At 70.4% G+C, this 20,616-nt stretch carries 12 protein-coding genes; 4 read left to right on the top strand and 8 right to left on the bottom strand.

Features of this window, described 5'->3' with window-relative positions:
* Positions 1 to 32 precede the first annotated feature (32 nt).
* From OHA64_RS26095 to OHA64_RS26080, 4 genes are all read left to right on the top strand, one after another.
* On the top strand, positions 33 to 971 hold the full coding sequence (locus OHA64_RS26095; RefSeq protein ID WP_405617082.1) for a TauD/TfdA family dioxygenase: 939 nt from the start codon (positions 33 to 35) through the stop codon (positions 969 to 971).
* Between the two features lie 172 nt (positions 972 to 1,143).
* Entirely contained in the window at positions 1,144 to 2,736 is a 1,593-nt protein-coding gene (gene serA, locus OHA64_RS26090; protein WP_405617080.1) for a phosphoglycerate dehydrogenase, read from the top strand.
* A gap of 256 nt (positions 2,737 to 2,992) precedes the next feature.
* A complete protein-coding gene (locus OHA64_RS26085) occupies positions 2,993 to 4,030 on the top strand; it encodes a helix-turn-helix domain-containing protein (protein WP_405617078.1) in 1,038 nt (345 codons plus the stop codon).
* A gap of 164 nt (positions 4,031 to 4,194) precedes the next feature.
* Positions 4,195 to 5,106 carry a LuxR C-terminal-related transcriptional regulator gene (locus OHA64_RS26080; RefSeq protein WP_405617076.1) on the top strand — a complete coding sequence of 304 codons (912 nt, stop codon included), beginning with the start codon at positions 4,195 to 4,197 and terminating at the stop codon, positions 5,104 to 5,106.
* Positions 5,107 to 5,136: 30 nt separating this feature from the next.
* On the opposite strand, the gene OHA64_RS26075 is transcribed toward OHA64_RS26080, so the two are convergent.
* From OHA64_RS26075 to OHA64_RS26040, 8 genes are all read right to left on the bottom strand, one after another.
* Entirely contained in the window at positions 5,137 to 5,307 is a 171-nt protein-coding gene (locus OHA64_RS26075; protein WP_405617074.1) for a hypothetical protein, read from the bottom strand.
* Positions 5,308 to 5,485: 178 nt separating this feature from the next.
* On the bottom strand, positions 5,486 to 11,428 hold the full coding sequence (locus OHA64_RS26070; protein ID WP_405617072.1) for an amino acid adenylation domain-containing protein: 5,943 nt from the start codon (positions 11,426 to 11,428) through the stop codon (positions 5,486 to 5,488).
* Positions 11,425 to 16,026: an amino acid adenylation domain-containing protein gene (locus tag OHA64_RS26065; protein WP_405617071.1), complete on the bottom strand. Its 4,602-nt coding sequence runs from the start codon at positions 16,024 to 16,026 to the stop codon at positions 11,425 to 11,427. Before OHA64_RS26065 ends, OHA64_RS26070 begins: the two co-directional genes overlap by 4 nt.
* Before the next feature lie 125 nt (positions 16,027 to 16,151).
* Positions 16,152 to 16,361: an MbtH family protein gene (locus OHA64_RS26060; protein WP_405617069.1), complete on the bottom strand. Its 210-nt coding sequence runs from the start codon at positions 16,359 to 16,361 to the stop codon at positions 16,152 to 16,154.
* Positions 16,362 to 16,368: 7 nt separating this feature from the next.
* Positions 16,369 to 17,139 carry a thioesterase II family protein gene (locus tag OHA64_RS26055; RefSeq protein ID WP_405617067.1) on the bottom strand — a complete coding sequence of 257 codons (771 nt, stop codon included), beginning with the start codon at positions 17,137 to 17,139 and terminating at the stop codon, positions 16,369 to 16,371.
* A 7-nt stretch (positions 17,140 to 17,146) separates the two neighbouring features.
* On the bottom strand, positions 17,147 to 18,130 hold the full coding sequence (locus OHA64_RS26050; protein WP_405617065.1) for a TauD/TfdA family dioxygenase: 984 nt from the start codon (positions 18,128 to 18,130) through the stop codon (positions 17,147 to 17,149).
* 151 nt (positions 18,131 to 18,281) lie between these two features.
* Complete coding sequence (locus OHA64_RS26045) at positions 18,282 to 19,607, bottom strand: MFS transporter (RefSeq protein WP_405617063.1); 1,326 nt, start codon at positions 19,605 to 19,607, stop codon at positions 18,282 to 18,284.
* Positions 19,604 to 20,554 (bottom strand): ornithine carbamoyltransferase, encoded by a 951-nt coding sequence (locus tag OHA64_RS26040; protein ID WP_405617061.1) that lies wholly within the window; start codon positions 20,552 to 20,554, stop codon positions 19,604 to 19,606. The genes OHA64_RS26045 and OHA64_RS26040 overlap by 4 nt, the downstream gene beginning before the upstream one ends.
* Positions 20,555 to 20,616 lie beyond the last annotated feature (62 nt).

Genomic DNA, 20,616 nt, shown 5'->3' with positions numbered 1-20,616 from the left:
ATTCCCGCGCCCCACATGAGAGGAACCGATCCATGAGCGACCGCAACGGCTGGGCGCCGTTCGAGGTGACGCCGGGAGACATCGGCGCCGAGGCCACCGCCGAGGCGCTCGTCGAGTACCTGGACTCCGCCGGCCTGGACGAGCTGCTCGTCCGGGAGAAGGCCGTGGCCTTCCGCGGGTTCAAGGTGCCCGAGGACGGCCTGGACCCGGTGCTGGACCGTCTGCTGCCGCGCCGCCTCGCCTATGTGCACGGCAACTCGCCGCGCACCAAGGTGGGTTCGAACGTGTACACCTCCACGGAGTACCCGCAGGAGTACACCATCTCGATGCACAACGAGATGTCGTACGCCCACGCATGGCCCACCCGTCTCGCCTTCTACTGCGCCGTCGCGCCCGCGACCGGTGGCGCCACCCCGGTCGTCGACGCGGCGCTGTGGCTGGAGTCGCTGGACGACGAGGTGCGGGAGGCCTTCGCGGCCGGCGTGCGGTACACGCAGAACCTGCATGGCGGCAGAGGGCTCGGCAAGAGCTGGCAGGACACCTTCGAGACGGACGACCGGGACGAGGTCGACGCCTTCCTCAAGGAGGCGCAGGCCGACTGGGGCTGGGGGCCGGGCGACAGTCTCAAGGTCAGCCAGGTGCGTCACGCCACGGTCCGCCACCCGGTCACCGGGGCAGAGGTCTGGTTCAACCAGTCCGACCAGTGGCACCCGGCCTCGCTCGGCGACGAGACGGCCAAGGCGCTGGCCCAGATCATGCCGACGGACGAGCTGCCGCAGTTCGTGACCTTCGCGGACGGCAGCCCGATCCCGGACGCGTACGTGCTCCAAGTGCGTGACCGGGGTCTGGAGCACGCGGTGGACGCCGACTGGCGCGAGGGCGATCTGCTGGTCATCGACAACCTGCTGGTCGGGCACGGCCGTCGGCCGTTCACCGGAGCGCGGCGGGTCCTGGTCGCCATGTCGGACTGAGCACACCCCGATTCCGCGTCCGCAGCGGGGCCAGGGCCGGTGTCCCTCACCGGTGCTGGCCCCGTTGCCGCGCCCGGCTTCGGCCCGCGCCGCGGTACGCACTCGCGCGGCGACCGCCTTCCATCGACTTCCCGCCGGGCGGGTCCGCCCGGCCTGCCAGAAAGGCCAGACCGTGGCCCACCGCCCCGTCGTCCTGATCGCCGAGGAGCTCTCCCCGGCCACCGTCGAGGCCCTCGGCGCCGGTGTCGACGTACGCCATGTCGACGGTTCCGACCGTGCCGCCCTGCTGCCCTCGCTCGCCGACGCCGATGCGGTCCTGGTGCGCAGCGCCACCCTGATGGACCGGGAGGCGATCGCCGCCGGCCCGCGGCTGAGGGTGATCGCCCGGGCCGGGGTCGGCCTGGACAACGTGGACATCCCGGCCGCGACCGAGGCTGGTGTCCTTGTCGCCAACGCCCCGACCTCCAATGTCACCAGCGCCGCGGAACTCACCGTCGGTCTGCTGCTGGCCGTCGCGCGCAACATCCCCCAGGCCGACGCCGCGCTGAAGAGCGGCTCCTGGCAGCGCGGCCGCTGGTCCGGCGTGGAGCTGAGCGGCAAGGTCCTCGGTGTGGTGGGCCTCGGCCGGATCGGCGGCCTCGTCGCCGGGCGCATGGCCGCCTTCGGGATGGACGTGGTGGCCTTCGACCCGTATGTGACCGCCGCCCACGCGGCCGCCGTAGGGGTGCGGCTGCTGCCCCTTGACGAACTCCTCGCCCGGTGCGACTTCCTGACCGTCCATCTGCCGCGCACCCCCGAGACGACGGGTCTGATCGGCTTCGACGCCTTCCGTCGGATGAAGCCGACCGTGCGCGTGGTGAACGCGGCACGCGGCGGCATCGTCGACGAGAACGAGCTGTACGCGGCGCTCAAGGAGGGCCGCGTCGCGGGCGCCGCACTCGATGTGTACGCCAGCGAGCCGTGCACGGACTCGCCCCTGTTCGCGCTCGACAACGTGGTGGTGACCCCGCACCTGGGCGCCGCCACCGACGAGGCCCAGGAGAAGGCTGGTGTCGCGGCGGCCCGCTCGGTGCGTCTCGCGCTCGCGGGCGTCCACGTGCCCGACGCTGTCAACGTCCAGGGCGGCCCCGTCGCGGAGGCGCTGCGTCCGTGGCTGCCGCTGACCGAGCGGCTCGGCCAGGTCTTCGCCCGGGCCGCGGGCGGGATCCCCGCCGAGTTGGAGGTCCGGCTGCGGGGCGAGATCGCCGAGCTGCCCGCCGGGGTGCTGGAACTCGCCGCTCTCAAGGGAGTGCTGGAACGGGCCGGGACGCTCGCGGTGAGCCATGTGAACGCCCCGCTGGTGGCCCGGGAACGCGGCCTCACCTCGCGGCTGGTCTGCCCGCAGGAGGGCGCAAGTCAGCGTTCCGCCGTCACCCTGAGCGGCGTCCTGCCTGACGGCCGCGTCGTCACGGTCACCGGCACCCTCGCCGGGGTCCGTCTCCGGGAGAAGCTGGTCGAGGCGTTCGGGCACGAGCTGGAGCTGCCGCTCCCGGGCGATCTGTCCTTCCTGCGCTACCCGGACCATCCGGGCGCGGTCGGCCTGATCGGCGACGAGTTCGCGGCGGAGGGCGTCAACATCGCCGCCATGCAGGTCTCCCGGGACGGCTCCGGGAGCACCGCGCTGGCGGGCTTCTGCGTGGACGCGCCCGTCCCGGCCACCGCGCTCGACCGGGCAGCCGCCGCCGTGGGCGCCGACCTGGCCTGGAGCGTTCCCGCCACCGGTTGACGCGGTATATCAACCAACCCGCAAAGAAGGCATTTACTTTAAATAAGAGCATTTTACGGATCAATGCCACTGTCAAATCCAAGGCCACACGATCGGAACAACTGCTTTACAATCCGTAGGACATCTACGACAGATTCACAATTGATCTACAACTGACATGCGAGGGGGAATCACCGGCGCTCGCCGTCATGCACGTCCCCCACAGCAGACCAGTGAGCGACACGGCCAGATCGCAGGGCCAGTTTTGGAGACGCCGGTGTTCACCAACAGCCTCGGCTTGCACCCGGACGAGGAGTCCGCGTACCGGGCCATGCTGACGAACGCCCACATGAGCGTGACCGAACTCGCCGCACACCTCGGCTGGCCCACCGGCAGAGTCGCCGCCGCGCTCGACCGGCTGAGCCGGCGCTCACTCGTCCAGCTGCCCCCGGACAGCCCCGGCCGCCCTGTCCTGGTGCGGCCCGAACTGGCCCTGGCCGCCCTGCTCCTGGACGAGGAGGCCGCCCTGCTCGAACACCGCAGGCGGGTGGCCGCCAGCAGTACCGCGGTCACCCAGGTGATCGCCGCCTACAACGCCCCGGAGGACCGCCCCGACGTCGTGCGACTGCCGGGACCGGAGGCGGTGCAGAACAGGATCGACCAGTTCGCGGCTGCCTGTGAGGTGGAGATCGCGGCGCTGGAGGTCAACGACTCCCGGTCGGCCGAACGACTGGAGGCCGCCGAGCGGCTCGACACGGCGATGCTGGCCCGCGGAGTCGACGTCCGCCGCGTCTATCCCGACGGCACGCGCCGCGACGCGGCGACCGTCCGGTACGCCGACCGACTGGCCGCGCGCGGCGGTCAGGTGCGTACGGCACGGCACCTGCCGCCCCAGGTGACCATCTTCGACCGCTACTCGGCCATCGTGCCCATCGATCCCGCGCAGCCCGAAGCGGAGGCCGTGGCGATCCAGGGCACAGGTGCCGTCACGGCTTTGCTCAGCCTGTTCGACAAGGTCTGGGAGCAGGCCATCCCGCTGGGCTCCGCCGCGGACGACGACGCGGACGAGTTCACCGACCAGGAGCGCACCCTGCTCGAACTGCTCTGCCTGGGCAACACCGACGAGGTGATCGCGCGCAGACTCGGCGTGTCGGTGCGTACCGGCCGGCGTCTGACCTCGGGGCTCATGAGCCGCCTCGGCGCCCGCAGCCGTTTCCAGGCGGGAGTGCTCGCGGCGACCCGCGGCTGGGTGCCGCTGCCCGACGCCGAGGACGGAACACCGCGCACGACGGCCGAGCCGCAGGTGTCGGGGTAATTCTCATTCTGCTGGCTCTGCGCCGGGGCAGAATAACCACTCGGCACTCCGCGCGGGCGCCTGCGGACCAGAGCACCAGGGGGAAAGTCATGTCGGACAGCACGAAAATGGGCCAGGACGAAGAATTCGTTTATCAAGTGTTGTTGGAAAAGCCGAATCTCAGCGTGGCGGCTCTTTCCGACACCCTCGGCTGGCCTCCCGAAAGGGTTACCTCGGCCTTCAACAAACTGATCCACCTCTCCTCCCTGGGTCCGGGAAGCGAGACATCCAGCAGCAGGATCACGCACATACGGCTCAGTCTCATCTCCTTCCTCGACCGCCAGGAGGAGGAGCTGATACGCCGCCAGAAGGAGATCGCCACCAGCCGTCAGGTGATCTTCCAACTGCTCGCGGAATACGCCGAGACGGACGCGGCGGACCACCACAGACGGACCCGGCGGCTGGAGGGCAGGGAAGCCATCCAGTCCCTGATCCGGACCATGGCCGACGACTGCACGTCCGAGGTCGCCGTCTTCGCCACCGGGGGAGGCCAGCCGGCGGAGAGCCTGGAAGCGGCGAAACCGCTGGACTCCGCGGTCCTGGGGCGGGGCGTGCGGGTGCGCTACGTGTACCTCGACAGCGTCCGCAACGACGGGGCCACCACGGCGTACGCGCAGTGGCTGACCCAGCAGGGCGGGCAGGTGCGGACGGTGCCGCACCTGCCGACCCGGCTGCTCATCTACGATCGCGCTCTGGCGATCGTTCCCGTCAATCCGCAGGTCGCCGACGCTGCCGTGATCGCCCTCGAGGACCTGGGCGTGGTCAGCGCCCTGCAAGCCCTCTTCGAGCGCACCTGGGAACAGGCTTCTCCGTTGGGCGCGGACCGTGCGCGCGACGCTCAGGGGCTCACCGCCCAGGAGCGGGCCGTACTGGAGCTTCTGGCCCGCGGTTTCACCGACGAGATGATCGCCAAGAAGCTGGCCGTGTCCGTACGCACCGTGCGCCGGATGACGGCCGGCCTGATGACCCGCCTCAACGCGGGCAGTCGCTTCCAGGCCGGTGTGCTGGCCGTCGCGCGCGGCTGGCTGTGCGGCTGACGGCCCATGGGGAGCGGTCCCTCGCGGGGATCACGGACCCCAGGTGTTGTCCAGAGGGGCCGACGCCGCCTCCTCACCGAACGCCGGTGCCTGGCCGGTCTGCTGACCGGACACAGGGGACGCGGCCACAGCCGCCGTCGCGGTCAGAACGGCGACAATCGGCACCAGCAGAGCGAGCTTCAGTCGTCCCAGGCCCTTCACAAGACACCTTTCATGTTGGCTTTTGCTAATTCCTCGTTTCGACCGCACCGGTTCTTGTGCCTTTGGCTCGCGAACTCCATGGTGCGGCCCGTGTGTTTGATTCTTTCAGCGCAATTCCACGGGCCGCCAGCGAAAATCATGTCCGCTTCTGCCGATGGCAGGAAAGTGCCAGGCGCGGTCAGTAACCTCCCCACTCCACGAGGAGTTGGTGTCGCTCCTCCTCGGTGAGGAGATCGATGCTGCTCACCGCACGTTCGGGGTCTGCCGCCAGGGTTTCCAGCAGGTGCAGGACCCGGTCGAGCATCCGTTGGGCCTCGTCACGGGTGTACAGGTCCGGCAGGTATCCCAGCCGCAGGCCGAGGCCGCTGCCATCCGGTACGACGGCCATGCGGAGCGGGTAGTGGGTGGCGTCGTCGTTGCCGACGTCGAGCACTTCGAGGTCGCCGAGGACCGTGTCCAGGACCGACGGATCCAGGGGGTAGTTGGTCAGCACGGTGGTGGTGTCGAAGAGGGTGCCGAAGCCGGTGTGGCGCTGGATGTCGGACAGGCCGTAGTGGTGGTGGGGAATGAGCGCCGACTGTTCCTCCTGGAGCCGGGTCAGCAGATCGATCACCGACTCCTCCGGACGCAGACGCACCCGGACCGGAAGGGTGTTGACGAAGAGGCCGAGCATCCGCTCGACGCCCTCCAGCTCGGGCGGACGCCCCGAGACCGTGGCCCCGAAGACCACGTCCTCCCGCCCGGTCTGCCGCGCCAGCAGCAACCCCCACATCCCCTGAACCACCGTGTTCAGGGTGACGCCGTAGCGGCGTCCGGTCGCCGCCAGTGCCTCGACGAGTTCCTTGGGCATCTCCGTACGGACCATGTCCTGCACGGGACTGTGATCGTGGGTGGTGTCGGGGGCGACGAGGGTCGGTTCGGCGAGTCCCTCCAGTGCCGTGGCCCATGCCTGCCCGGCCGCCTCCCGGTCCTGCCGGCCCAGCCACGCCAGGTACTCCCGGTACGGAGTCACCGCCGGCAGACCCGCATCCTCGCCCCCCGCCGCATACAGCCGGAACAGCTCCTCCACCAGCACCGGCACCGACCAGCCGTCCCACAGAATGTGATGACCGGTCAGCAACAGCCGGAACCGGCCCTCACCCAGCCGCAACAACGACAGCCGCACCAACGGAGGACGCCCCAGATCGAACGGACGCAACCGGTCAGCCGACGCCACCTCCGCCGCCCGCGCCTCCACATCCACCGCGTCCGACAGATCCACCTCGGCCCACGGCAACCGCACCCGCCGGTACACCACCTGCACCGGCCGGCTCACACCCTCATGCCGGAAACCCGCCCGCAGATTCGCATGCCGGGCCAGCAACCGCTCCCCCGCCCGACGCAACGCAACCGCATCCACCTCACCGGCCAGATCGAACCGCACCTGCGACGTGTACACATCCACCGAACCATCCGCCACCAGCGAATGGAACAGAAAACCCTCCTGAAGCGGCTGCAGCGGAAGGATGTCCTCCAGCTCGGGCGCGCCGCCCTCCAGGAGTTCGATCTCTGCCTGGTCGAGCTGGACGAGGTCCAGGTCGGAGGGGGTCAGCCCGCCCGCGTCGGGTGCGTCGGCATGCCGGGCCAGCCCCTCCAGGGCCTGGAACCACAACCGAGCCAGCTCCTCCACCTCCGCCTCGGACAGAACCCCGTCCGCCCACGCCCAACTCGCCCGCAACCGCGACCCCTCGGCCAGGTCGTACGTCACCGCGTTGACCTCCAGCGCATGCGCCAGCGGCAGCCCCGCATCCGCACCACCACCGACCATCCCGGCCCGGGCACTGAGCTCCCACGCCCCGCCCCCACCACCACCGGCGAACCGGCCCAGATAGTTGAAGCCCAGCTCCGGCCGCACCCCAGCCGCCAGCTCCGCACCCGCCGAGGCATCCAGATACCGCAGCACACCAAAACCGACACCATCGTCCGGCACCGCCCGCACCTGCTCCTTGACCACCTTCAACGCCCGCCCGGCAGCCAACCCCCCAGCACACACCTCATCCCACGACACCCCACCCGCAACCAAACGCACCGGATGGATCGACGTGAACCACCCCACCGTCCGCGACAGATCCACCCCCGCCGCCTCCACCCGGCCATGACCCTCAAGATCGACCAGAACCCCCGCACCCCCCTCCCGGCCACGCCGCGACTGCCACTCCTGCACCGCCAACGCCAGACCCGTCAACAACACATCGTTCACACCACCGTGGAACAACGCCGGCACCCGCGTCAGCAACGCCTCGGTGCTCTCCGGCGGGAGGGACAGTTCCATGACCCGGCGGGTGGCCACGGTGTCCTTCTGTGAATCGAGGGCCCGTGCGCCCAGCGAGGGGGCGGGTTCACCCACGATGCGCCGCCAGAAGTCCAGCTGGTCCGCGTAGGTTCCCTGCTCCGCCTGGTCCCGAAGCCGCCGCGCCCAGCTCCGGAACGACGACGGCACCGGCTCGGGCTCCCGGCCCTCCGCGGCCGCCTTCAGATCCTCCAGCAGAATCCGCCACGACACACCGTCCACCACCAGATGGTGGGCCACCAGCAGCAACCGGCCCGGCTCGAACCAGACCGCTCGAAGGACCGCACCCGCATCGGGATCCAGCCGTCGGCGTTCGGCTTCAGCGCGTTCACCGATGGCGGTGAGAACGGAGTCCTCGTCGAGATGGGATGTGGGGACATGATCCAGCAACCCGCCGGCATCCACCAAGCCCGGCGCCGCCACCTCCAGCCGCCACTCACCCCCCTCCCGCACCAACCGCGACCGCAACATGTCATGCCGGTCCACCACCGCCTGCAACGCACCGACCAACCGATCCCGGCCCACACCCCCCGGCACACCCACCACCACATGCTGATGGAACCCCGAAACCGGCCCCCCCAAATCCCGCAACCACCCCATCACCGGAGTCAACGGCACCACACCCACCCCGGCACCCGCAGCCTCCACCACCCCACCAGAACCCACCGGCACCGCAACCCGCGCCAACCGCTCCACCGACGGATGCTGAAACACATCCCGCGCCGACACCACCCACCCCGCCCGACGCGCACGCGACACCAACTGAATCGCCATGATGCTGTCGCCACCACAATCGAAGAAGGAATCCCCCACCCCCACCCGATCAAGCCCCAACACCTCAGCGAACAGCGAACACAACACCCCCTCCACACCCGACCGCGGCCCACGCCCCACACCCGACACAAACTCCGGCGCCGGCAACGCCCCCCGATCCACCTTGCCGTTCACCGTCAACGGAAGCCGCTCCAACACCACGAACGCCGCCGGCACCATGTACTGAGGCAACGCCCCCGCCACGAACTGCCGCAACTCGGCCGTGGAAGGCAGCTCGGCATCGGCAACGAGGTAGGCGACCAGCCGCTCGTCACGAACGACCACCACCGCTTCCCGGACCGCGGAATGAGCCGTCAGCCTGGCACTGATCTCACCCGGCTCGATCCGATACCCCCGCACCTTCACCTGATCGTCGCTGCGCCCCAGGAACTCCAGACTCCCGTCCGCCCGCCGACGCGCCAGGTCACCACTGCGATACAAACGCCCACCGGGCGGACCGAACGGATCCGGCACAAACCGCTCCGCCGTCAGCTCCGGCCGGTTCAGATACCCCCGGGCCACACCCGGACCACCCACATGAATCTCACCCGCCACACCCACCGGCACCAACTGACCGAACCGGTCCAGCAGATACACCGAAAGGTCGTTCAACGGACGGCCGATCGGACTGGCCGACCCGCCGGCCGCGACATCCTCCTCACCGACCGGGTAATACGTCACATGCACCGTCGTCTCGGTGATGCCGTACATGTTCACCAAACGCGGCCGCTCCAGACCATGCCGCGCCACCCAGGTACCGAGCGCCCCGCAGTCCAGAGCCGCGCCACCGAAGACGACCGTCCGCAGCGCGAGTCGACCGGCCGTCTCGGCCGCACGGACACGGTCCTCCTCGATGAGCTGGGTGAACGCCGACGGCGTCTGGTTCAGCACCGTCACACCCTCACGCACCAACAACTCATGGAAACGACTCGGCTCCCGCGCCGTCATCTCCGGCACCACCACCAGCCGGCCACCATGCAACAACGCGCCGAAAATCTCCCACACCGAAAAATCGAACGCGTACGAATGGAACAACGTCCACACATCATCCGGCCCGAACCCGAACTCAGCCTGCGCCGTCTCGAACAACCGCACCACATTCGCGTGCGCCAGCACCACACCCTTCGGCCGCCCCGTCGAACCCGACGTGTAAATCACATACACCGTGCTGTCCGGCACCACGCACGAAACCGGAGCCGTCGCAGGCCAGACACCGATGACATCGGCGTCCCGGTCCAGGACCACCAACTCACCGCCGAACACACCCTCCAACACCGACACCACAGCACCGGACGTCACCACGACCCCGGCACCCGCATCCGCCAGCACATACCCCAACCGGTCCGCCGGGCTCGCCGGATCCAACGGCAGATAACCCGCACCCGCCTTCAGCACACCCAACAACGCCGGCACCAGATCCAGACCACGCTCCAGACACACACCCACCAACGACCCCGGACCCACCCCCAACCCCCGCAAGTGGTGCGCGAGTTGATTCGCACGGGCATCCAGCTCCGCATACGTCAGCGACACCTCACCGAACACGACCGCCACCGCATCCGGCGCCGCCGCCACCCGCTCCTCGAAGATCTCGTGCACACACCGCTCCACCCGAGCCGACGGCACCACCGGACCCGCCACGGACAGGAGGAACTCGCGCTCCTCGGGAGGCAGCACGTCGACCGTGTGGATCGGGCGTTCCGGGGCGTCCACGGCGGTCTCGAGCAGGTGAACCAGGCGTGCGCTGATCCGCTGGGCCTCGTCACGGGCGTAGACATCGGGGCGGTAGCTCACCTTGAGGGTGAGGCCGGCTCCGGGGACCGGTATGGCGGCGAGGGACAGCGGGTAGTGGGTGGCGTCGTCGAAGCCGATGCCCACGAGGTCGAGGTCGCCGAGGGCAGCGGTGAAGGCTGCCGGGTCCAGGGGGTAGTTCTCGACGACCATGCTGGTGTCGAAGAGGGTGCCGAAGCCGGTGTGGCGCTGGATGTCGGCCAGGCCGTAGTGGTGGTGGGGAATGAGCGCCGACTGTTCCTCCTGGAGCCGGGTCAGCAGATCGATCACCGACTCCTCCGGACGCAGACGCACCCGGACCGGAAGGGTGTTGATGAAGAGGCCGAGCATCCGCTCGACGCCCTCCAGCTCGGGCGGACGCCCTGAGACCGTGGCCCCGAAGACCACGTCCTCCCGCCCGGTCTGCCGCGCCAGCAGCAACCCCCACATCCCCTGAACCACCGTGTTCAGCGTCAGCCCGTGCCGGCGGGCCAGTGCGGTGACGCGGTCCAGCAGGTGCTGCGGGAGGTCGGTGGTCACGTACTCCTGGAGTGCGGTCTTGTCGTGGGTGGTGTCGGGGGCGACGAGGGTCGGTTCGGCGAGTCCCTCCAGTGCCGTGGCCCATGCCTGCCCGGCCGCCTCCCGGTCCTGCCGGCCCAGCCACGCCAGGTACTCCCGGTACGGAGTCACCGCCGGCAGACCCGCATCCTCGCCCCCCGCCGCATACAGCCGGAACAGCTCCTCCACCAGCACCGGCACCGACCAGCCGTCCCACAGAATGTGATGACCGGTCAGCAACAGCCGGAACCGGCCCTCACCCAGCCGCAACAACGACAGCCGCACCAACGGAGGACGCCCCAGATCGAACGGACGCAACCGGTCAGCCGACGCCACCTCCGCCGCCCGCGCCTCCACATCCACCGCGTCCGACAGATCCACCTCGGCCCACGGCAACCGCACCCGCCGGTACACCACCTGCACCGGCCGGCTCACACCCTCATGCCGGAAACCCGCCCGCAGATTCGCATGCCGGGCCAGCAACCGCTCCCCCGCCCGACGCAACGCAACCGCATCCACCTCACCGGCCAGATCGAACCGCACCTGCGACGTGTACACATCCACCGAACCATCCGCCACCAGCGAATGGAACAGAAAACCCTCCTGAAGCGGCTGCAGCGGAAGTATGTCCTCGATGCGCGACCTGCTCACTTTGAGAACTCCCAGTCAAGGTCGTAGTCGTCGTCGTTCTCGAAGCCCTCGAGCGCTTCGATCTCTGCCTGGCTGAGCTGGACGAGGTCCAGGTCGGAGGGGGTCAGCCCGCCCGCGTCGGGTGCGTCGGCATGCCGGGCCAGCCCCTCCAGAGCCTGGAACCACAACCGAGCCAGCTCCTCCACCTCCGCCTCGGACAAAACCCCGTCCGCCCACGCCCAACTCGCCCGCAACCGCGACCCCTCGGCCAGGTCGTACGTCACCGCGTTGACCTCCAGCGCATGCGCCAGCGGCAGCCCCGCATCCGCACCACCCCCGACCATCCCGGCCCGGGCACTGAGCTCCCACGCCCCGCCCCCACCACCACCGGCGAACCGGCCCAGATAGTTGAAGCCCAGCTCCGGCCGCACCCCAGCCGCCAGCTCCGCACCCGCCGAGGCATCCAGATACCGCAGCACACCAAAACCGACACCATCGTCCGGCACCGCCCGCACCTGCTCCTTGACCACCTTCAACGCCCGCCCGGCAGCCAACCCCCCAGCACACACCTCATCCCACGACACCCCACCCGCAACCAAACGCACCGGATGGATCGACGTGAACCACCCCACCGTCCGCGACAGATCCACCCCCGCCGCCTCCACCCGGCCATGACCCTCAAGATCGACCAGAACCCCCGCACCCCCCTCCCGGCCACGCCGCGACTGCCACTCCTGCACCGCCAACGCCAGACCCGTCAACAACACATCGTTCACACCACCGTGGAACAACGCCGGCACCCGCGTCAGCAACGCCTCCGTCAGGTCTGTCGGCAGGTCGAGGCTGAGTTCGCGTTGCGTCGCGGTGGTGTCCTCGGCAGGGATGAGATTCCTGGAGCCGAGGGGCGGGTTCGGCTGGTCGAGCACCTCACGCCAGAAGTCCAGCTGGTCCGCGTAGGTTCCCTGCTCCGCCTGGTCCCGAAGCCGCCGCGCCCAGCTCCGGAACGACGACGGCACCGGCTCGGGCTCCCGGCCCTCCGCGGCCGCCTTCAGATCCTCCAGCAGAATCCGCCACGACACACCGTCCACCACCAGATGGTGGGCCACCAGCAGCAACCGGCCCGGCTCGAACCAGACCGCTCGAAGGACCGCACCCGCATCGGGATCCAGCCGTCGGCGTTCGGCTTCAGCGCGTTCACCGATGGCGGTGAGAACGGAGTCCTCGTCGAGATGGGATGTGGGGACATGATCCAGCAACCCGCCGGCATCCACCGAGCCCGGCGCCGCCACCTCCAGCCGCCACTCACCCCCCTCCCGCACCAACCGCGACCGCAACATGTCATGCCGGTCCACCACCGCCTGCAACGCACCGACCAACCGATCCCGGCCCACACCCCCCGGCACACCCACCACCACATGCTGATGGAACCCCGAAACCGGCCCCCCCAAATCCCGCAACCACCCCATCACCGGAGTCAACGGCACCACACCCACCCCGGCACCCGCAGCCTCCACCACCCCACCAGAACCCACCGGCACCGCAACCCGCGCCAACCGCTCCACCGACGGATGCTGAAACACATCCCGCGCCGACACCACCCACCCCGCCCGACGCGCACGCGACACCAACTGAATCGCCATGATGCTGTCGCCACCACAATCGAAGAAGGAATCCCCCACCCCCACCCGATCAAGCCCCAACACCTCAGCGAACAGCGAACACAACACCCCCTCCACACCCGACCGCGGCCCACGCCCCACACCCGACACAAACTCCGGCGCCGGCAACGCCCCCCGATCCACCTTGCCGTTCACCGTCAACGGAAGCCGCTCCAACACCACGAACGCCGCCGGCACCATGTACTGAGGCAGTTCGCGGGCGGCGTGGCCGCGCAGGACCGCCGGGTCGGCGCCGTCGTCCTCCGGCACCACGTACGCCACCAGTCGCCGCTCTCCGGGGCGGTCCTCCCGGGCGACCACGACCACCTGGGCCACCGAGGCGTGGGCGGCCAGCACCGCCTCCACCTCGCCGAGTTCGATGCGGAAGCCGCGCACCTTCACCTGGAGGTCGGCGCGGCCCACGTACTCCAGTCGTCCGTCGGCCCGCCATCGGACGAGGTCCCCGGTGCGGTACATCCGCTCCCCGGGGGCGCCGAACGGGCAGGCGACGAACCGTTCCGCTGTCAGGGTCGGGCGGTTGTGGTAGCCGCGGGCCAGGCCGGTGCCGGCCACGTACAGCTCGCCCACCACGCCGATCGGCGCCGGTTGCAGGCCCGTGTCCAGGACGTACGCCCGCATGTTGTCCAGCGGTGTGCCGATGGGCGGAACGGTGCCGATGTCGTCGGCGGAGCGCGCGAGCGCGGTCACGGCGAACGTCGTGGTCTCCGTGGGGCCGTAGCCGTTGCCCACCGTGATGCCGGGACATGCCTCCAGGACCCGGCGCATCGCCGCCGCGGAGGCCGCGTCACCGCCTGTCCACACGGTGCGCATCCCGGCGAAGGCCTCGGGGTGGTCGTCTGCGATCAGGTTGAACAGGGCCGTCGTCAGGAAGGCGGCCGTTACGCCGTGTTCGGCGGTCATGCGCTCCACCACGGCGCCGTCCACCTGTCCGGGTGGGGCCACCACGACCCGGCCGCCGTTCAGCAGCGGCACCCAGAGCTCGTAGGTGGAGGCGTCAAAGGACTGCGGGGCGTGCATGAGAACGCGGTCGTGCGCGCCGCCGAGCCAGCGCCGGTCGAAGGCGAAGTCCGCGACGTCGCGGTGCCGCACCCCGACGCCCTTGGGCACGCCGGTCGAACCCGACGTGTACATCACGTACGCCGGCTGGTCCGGGAACACGGTGATGTCGGGGGCGCCGGGGTTCCCGTCCTCCGACTCGTCCGTCCACGTCTCCCGGTCGAGCGTCACCACCTGCGTCCGCAGGTCCGGCACCTCCCGGTCGGTGAGCAGCACCGAGGCACCGACGTCGCGCACCACCCACGCCATCCGCTCGGGCGGCAGGCCCGAGTGCAGGGGCACGTAGACGCCGCCCGCGCGCACCACCGCCAGCGTCGCCACCACCGCGTCCACGGAGCGCTCCAGCAGCAGCGCCACCGGGGACTCCGTCGTCACGCCCAGCGTCACCAGTCGTCGCGCCAGCCGGTTCACGCGCGCGTCCAGTTCGGCGTAGGTCAGCTCCGCCCCGTCGGAGGCCACCGCGACCTCGTCCGGGGTGGCCGCGGCCTGCGCCGCGAACAGCTCGCCCAGAGGGCCGGTCGGGACCGCCCGGTCCGTCGCGTTCCACCGCGTCAGCAGCTGCTGCCGCTCGTCGGGCGACAGCACCTCGACCTCGCCCGTCGCACGCTCCGGCTCGGCCACCACGCCTTGGAGGAAGCGCAGGAAACGGTCCTGGTGGGCGGCGAGCAGGTCGGCGTCGTAGTAGGCCGGGTTCGCGTCGAAGGCGAGGACCAGGCCCTCGCCGTCGGCCCGGTGGTACGCCGCGACGGACAGTTCGTCGACGGGGCCGTTGGACAGGTTGTGGGCGGTGGTGCGCAGGCCCGCGAAGTCCAGGTCGTAGTCGAAGTCCATCATGTTGACGACGGGGCCGGTCAGTGTCTGGCCGTCGCCGAGGCGCTTGAGGTCGCGTCGGATGTCCTCGTAGCGGTAGCGCTGGTGCTTCAGGGCCGCGCGGGTGGCACGGGTGACCTGGGCGACGAGTGCCGTGAGGGAGTCGCCGGGGGTGACGCGGACCCGCAGGGGCACCACGTTGGAACGCAGGACGGGGGTGCGGCGGTCGGCCGGCGTCTTGCGGGCGGTCACCGGGAGGCCGAGGACGATGTCCTGCCTGCCGGTCATACGGGCCACATAGGCGGCGGTGGCGGTGATGGTCAGGACGGGCCACATCGTGCGCAGGCCTCGGGCCACGTCCCGAAGCCGGTCGAAGTCGGCCCCGGGCAGCCGGGTGGTCCGCCGCAGGAACAGGACCTGATCGTCGGCCGGTGCGAGCCCCGGGGTGTCCGCCAGGCGGGGCGGTTCCGGGGCGTCGGCGAGGAGGCCGGCCCAGTACTCCCGGTCGGCGGTGAAGGTGGGCGACCGCCGGTAGTCGGCGTCCTCCTCCACCAGCTGGACCAGCGGGGCGAACCCGCTCGGGCCGAACTCCTCGCCGCGTGCCAGGGCCGAGTAGACCTCCGCCATCCGGCCGGTGATCAGCGGTCCGCCGGAGGCGTCGATCAGGATGTGGTGGATGCGCTCGTAGAAGTGGAAACGGTCGTCGGCCACCTTCAGCAGGGCGAAGGTGGTCAGGCCGCCCGCGGCGAGGTCGACGGGGCGGTGCCGGTCCCGGTGCATCCACTCCTGGGCCGCGGCCTCGGGGTCGTCCTGGGCGGTGAGATCGACCAGGGGCAGACCGGGGCGCAGCTCCGGCGCGACCAGCTGGCGCAGTTCCTCGCCCTCCTTGACGACGGCCCGCACCCGGAGCGTCTCCGCGTCGACCAGCAGCTGGTGCCAGGCGGCCTCCAGCAGCCCGTGGTCGACGGCGCCGTGGAAGGTGATGTACTCCGAGATGTTGTATTTCGCCCCGGTCGGATCGAGTTCGTGCCCTGCCCAGACACCCGCCTGCGCTGCCGACAAGGGGAGACTCACGGTTCGTGCTGTTTCGGGTATGGGCATGGGGTTCCACCACCAGGATCCGGGTACGGAAGAGCAGTCGGGCGACGGCGCGGGTGCGCGGTCCGGAAGGAGCAGAGGGCGCGGTTACGGCGGTGTGGTCACGCCGTCCGTCGGCGCAGGCTCCGGGGGCGCATGTCCGTCCAGTGGGCGTCGACGTACTCGACGCACGCTTGGCGCCTGGCCTCGTGCAGGACGACGGTCCAGCCGGCCGGGACGTCCGCGAACGCGGGCCACAGCGAGTGCTGCCCCTCCTCGTTGACCAGGACGTGGTAAACGGCGTCCTGGTCCTCGAACGGGTGGGTGCTCATCAGGTGATCACCTCCTCCTCGCCACGTCGCTCAACCGGTCGGCCACCAGCGTCACGAGCTGGTCGGTGGCCGTCTCGGTGTAGAAGTGGCCGCCGGGCAGGGTGTGCAGGTCGAACGGCCGCGCGGTGTGGTGGGCCCACTGCCGAACCTCGCCCTCGCTGACCGAGCCGTCCTTGTCCCCGATGGCCGCGGTGACGGGGCAGTCCAGCAGGGAACCGCGGACGTAGCGGTAGGAGGCGACGAGCCCGAAGTCGTTGCGCAGCATGGGCAGCATGAGCTGGAGCAGGTCAGGGTCCTCCAGCAGGGTGGCGCCCGATCCGCCCAGGTTCCGGATGTAGTCCATGATCTGCTCCTCGGTGCCGAACCGGACGGTGTCCGGCCGAGGCACCGAGGGTGCTTTGCGCGCGGAGACGAACAGCCGGCTCAGCGCCGGTGCCCCGGAGGCCCGCAGGGCGCGGGCGACTTCGTAGGCCACGGTCGCGCCGAGGCTGTGGCCGAAGAACGCCACCGGCCGGTCCAGGCAGGGCAGGATCGCCCGCGCGGCGTCGGACACCAGGCTCGGGAAGTCCCCGATGAGCGGCTCGGCGTACCGGTCCTGTCGGCCCGGATACTGGACGGCGAGCAGCTCGATGTCGGGCGGCAGCAGCTCCGGCCAGCCCCGGAAGGCGCTCGCGCTGCCACCGGCGTGCGGGAAGCAGATCAGCCGCAGCCGGGCGTCGGCACGCGGAACGTACCGGCGCAGCCACGCGCCCGGGGCCGTGGAGTGGGGCACGGTCATGGGTGGTTCACTCCCCGGCGCTCTCTGACGGCGCGTCCGGTGCGTAGGGCTCGGCCATGGCGACGGCGATGCGGCGCGTGCCGGTGAACGGTTCCCGGCCGTGCGCGGCCAGCATGTTGTCCACGACGAGCACGTCGTCCTGCTGCCAGTCGAAGCGCACGGTCGCCGCGCGGTAGCAGGACCGCAGATGGTCCGTCACCTCGTCGGGGATGCGGCCGCCGTCGCCGTAGTAGGTGTTGGTCGGCAGGCCGTCCTCGCCGAACAGGCCGATCAGGCCCTCCTGGACCTCGGCGGGCAGCGTGGTGTGGTGGAAGAACACGATGTGGTTGAACCACACCGTCTCCCCCGTCTCGGGGTGGGTGTGGATCGCCTTGCGGCGAGCCCTGGTGCGCAGCCCGTCGGCGCCCAGCCACTCGAACTCGATGTCCTTGGAGCGGCAGTACGCCTCCACCTCGGACCGTTCGTCGGTGTTGAACAGCTCCCGCCAGGCCACGCCGAAGCGCTCGTGGAAGTTGCGCACGACCATCCAGCCGCGCCGGGCGAACTCCTCGCGGACCGCCGGGTCGATGGCGGCGTACACCTGCCGGACGTCGGTCAGCGGGGTGGCCCCCTGGGTCTCGGGCGGGTGGTCGCAGTAGAAGTAGAGCGTCCTGGGCCAGCTCGACTGGTAGGAGTTCTCGTTGTGGACGAAGATCTCCTCCTCCGGCGGATAGTCGGTGGAGGTGTAGACGTTGCCCTTGATGGTGCTGCGCGGGGAAGACCGCTCGGAGTAGGTCAGCGGGTCGCCGGACAGGTCCCGGACGACCTGGTCGAAACCGTCGATGCCGCCGATGTCGAAGCCGCGCAGCAGCAGCGCGCCGTGCGTCCTGAGCTGTGCGCGCAGCCGTTCACGGTCCGACTTGATCAGGCGGGTGACGTCCCGGTCCTCCGGCTCGGCCTCGACCAGGAGCGGCAGTGGCTGTCCCGCTGGTGCTGTGCGATGGGCGGACATCGTCGTGGCGTGCCTTCCTGAAAGGGTGTGGGATGCCGAAGGCGGGCGGCGTGCCGCGCCGCGGCCCCGGATCGCGTGTTGCGCGGGCGCTCGTGCGCGAGCTGGTCCCGTCCGCCTCCCCACTGTGTGGGTTCGGCCTATATTTCTTCGGTCATTTCTCCGGTGTGCGCCGCGGCGCGTCCTCGGTGTGCGCCGCCGCGTCGTCCTCCGGGCGGGCCTCGACGGGTTCCTGTCCCGCGGTCCGGATGGCCGGGCTCACCACGGCGGCCAGCGCCATGACGGCCATCGCGGCCGCGACTCCGGCGACGGTCGGGGTGGTGCCGAAGGCCGCCAGCAGGAATCCCCCGACGAGCGCCCCGGCGGAGTTCATGCCCGAGCCGATGAGCGCGAAGACGCTGGTCACACGGCCCTGCATGGCGTCCGGTGTGATCTGCACCTGGTACACGCCGGCGGCCACGTTCAGCAGTGCCCCGGCGAAGGACATGCCCGCGAACAGCGCGCCGATGACGACCGGCCGGCTCACCACGGCGACCGGCAGCATCAGCAGCGCCCACACCGCCAGCGTGCCGGTGACGAGGGTGCCGGGCGACAGCCGCTTCAGCCACCACGAACCGGTGAAGGCCCCGCAGATGCCGCCCACGCCGGACACCGCCCCGATGAGGCCGATGGTGGCCGGGGACCCGCCGTGCTCCTTGATGATGAGCACCAGGGCCAGGGACAGCACCTGGAAGAGGATGTTGCTGCCCGCGATCAGTCCCACGGCGGCCCGCATGAACCGCTGCCGCCACACCCACACGAGCCCCTCGCGCACCTCCCGGCGCAGATCGTGGGGCTCCTGCGGGCGCTCGGTCTGGAACTTCTTCCGGATCAGCAGCAGGGTGACCAGGGCGCACAGGTGGGCCACCGCGGTGAGCAGGAACGGCAGCCATTTGGCCAGGGCGTACAGCGAGCTGCCGGAGACTTGGCCGAGCAGCCCCGCGCCCTGTCCGCGTGCCTCGTTGCGGGTGAGTGCCACGGTCAGGTGGTCGGGATGGACGAGGTTGCGCACGGCGGCCCGCTCGGCGAGCCGGTAGAAGATCACCGCCGAGCCCTCCACGAACGCGGCGGCCATCAGGTGCGGCAGCCACAGATGCCCGCTCAGCAGCGCGGCCGCGACACTGCCCATGGCCGTCAGCCCGGCGATGTCGCACGCGATCATCAAGCGGCGCCGGTCCCAACGGTCCACCAGGGCGCCGGCGGGAAGTTGCAGGAGCAGTTGGGGCAGCAGCGCGGCGAACCCCACGAGTCCGGCGCCGGTCGGGGAGCCGCCGTACCAGACCATCAGCAGCGGGTAGGCGACGGTGCTCGCCCGGGTGCCGAGCAGGGAGAGCCCGGCTCCGGTCCACAGCAGCAGGAAGTCCCGGTTCTTGCGCAGCGGGGGCGGCGCCGTGCCGGCCCGGACGCCGTCTCCGCCGCGGTGCTCCTCGGTCAGGCTCATTCGGTCGGGGCGGGCGTGCCGACGGCGCCCAGGCGGCACCACTCGAGCACCGCCATGGCGCTGTGCATCTTGTTCTCGGCCTGGTCGAAGGCGATGCTGGCCGGCCCGTCGAGCACCTCGGCGGTGACCTCCTCGCCCCGGTGGGCGGGCAGGTCGTGCATGAACACCGCGTCGGCGTTGTACGTCCACAGGTCCTGGGTCACCTGGAACGGGGCGAAGAGGGTGCGCCAGTCGGGGTCGGGCTTGCTGGTGCCGGTCGTCTGCCAGCGGGTGGTGTAGACGACGTCGACGTCCTTGGGCAGTTCGTCCATCGTGTGCCGCTCGGTCACGGTGGCGCCGGAGCGCTCCGCGTGGGCCTGGGCGCGGGCCAGCACGTCGCCGGGCAGCCCGTAGCCGGCCGGGGTGCGCAGCTCCAGTTCGGTGCCGGCGAACCGGGACAGGCCGAGCGCCAGCGCGACGGCGGTGTTGTTCCCCTCCCCCACGTACAGCAGCCGCAGCCCCTCGACGCGGCCGAAGCGGCACTTGAGGGTGGTGAGGTCGGTCAGCCCCTGGGTGGGGTGCTCGTCGGAGCTCATGGCATTGATCACGGACATCCGGGGCTGTGCCGCCCAGCCCCGCATCTCCGCGGGGTCGTCGGCCGTCCTGGCGACGAGGACGTCCAGCATCCGGGAGAACACCTGCCCGGTGTCCTCGCTGGTCTCCCCGGTGTTGATCTGGAGATCACCGCCGTTGTACGCGACGATCTGCGCGCCGAGCCGCAGCGCCCCCGCCGAGAAGGCCGTACGGGTACGGGTCGAGGTGCGCCGGAAGTAGATGCCGGCGATGGTGCCGTCGAGCGCGGCGCCGGCCCGGGCCGTGCCGTCGGAGAAGGCGGCTCCCCGGTCCACGAGGTGGCACAGGTCGGCGTCGGTGAGGTCATCGAGGGATATCAGGTGTCGGGCGGTCATGCGGCGCTCCTCGGGGTGCGTCGTGCGGGTGGAAGAGGGGCCGGCGGCAGTGTCTGTGGACG

The sequence above is a fragment of the Streptomyces sp. NBC_00076 genome (assembly GCF_045041235.1).
Lineage (GTDB): Bacteria > Actinomycetota > Actinomycetes > Streptomycetales > Streptomycetaceae > Streptomyces.
The sequence above is the reverse complement of the archived record's forward strand: the minus strand, read 5'-3'. Positions and strand labels throughout refer to the sequence as shown.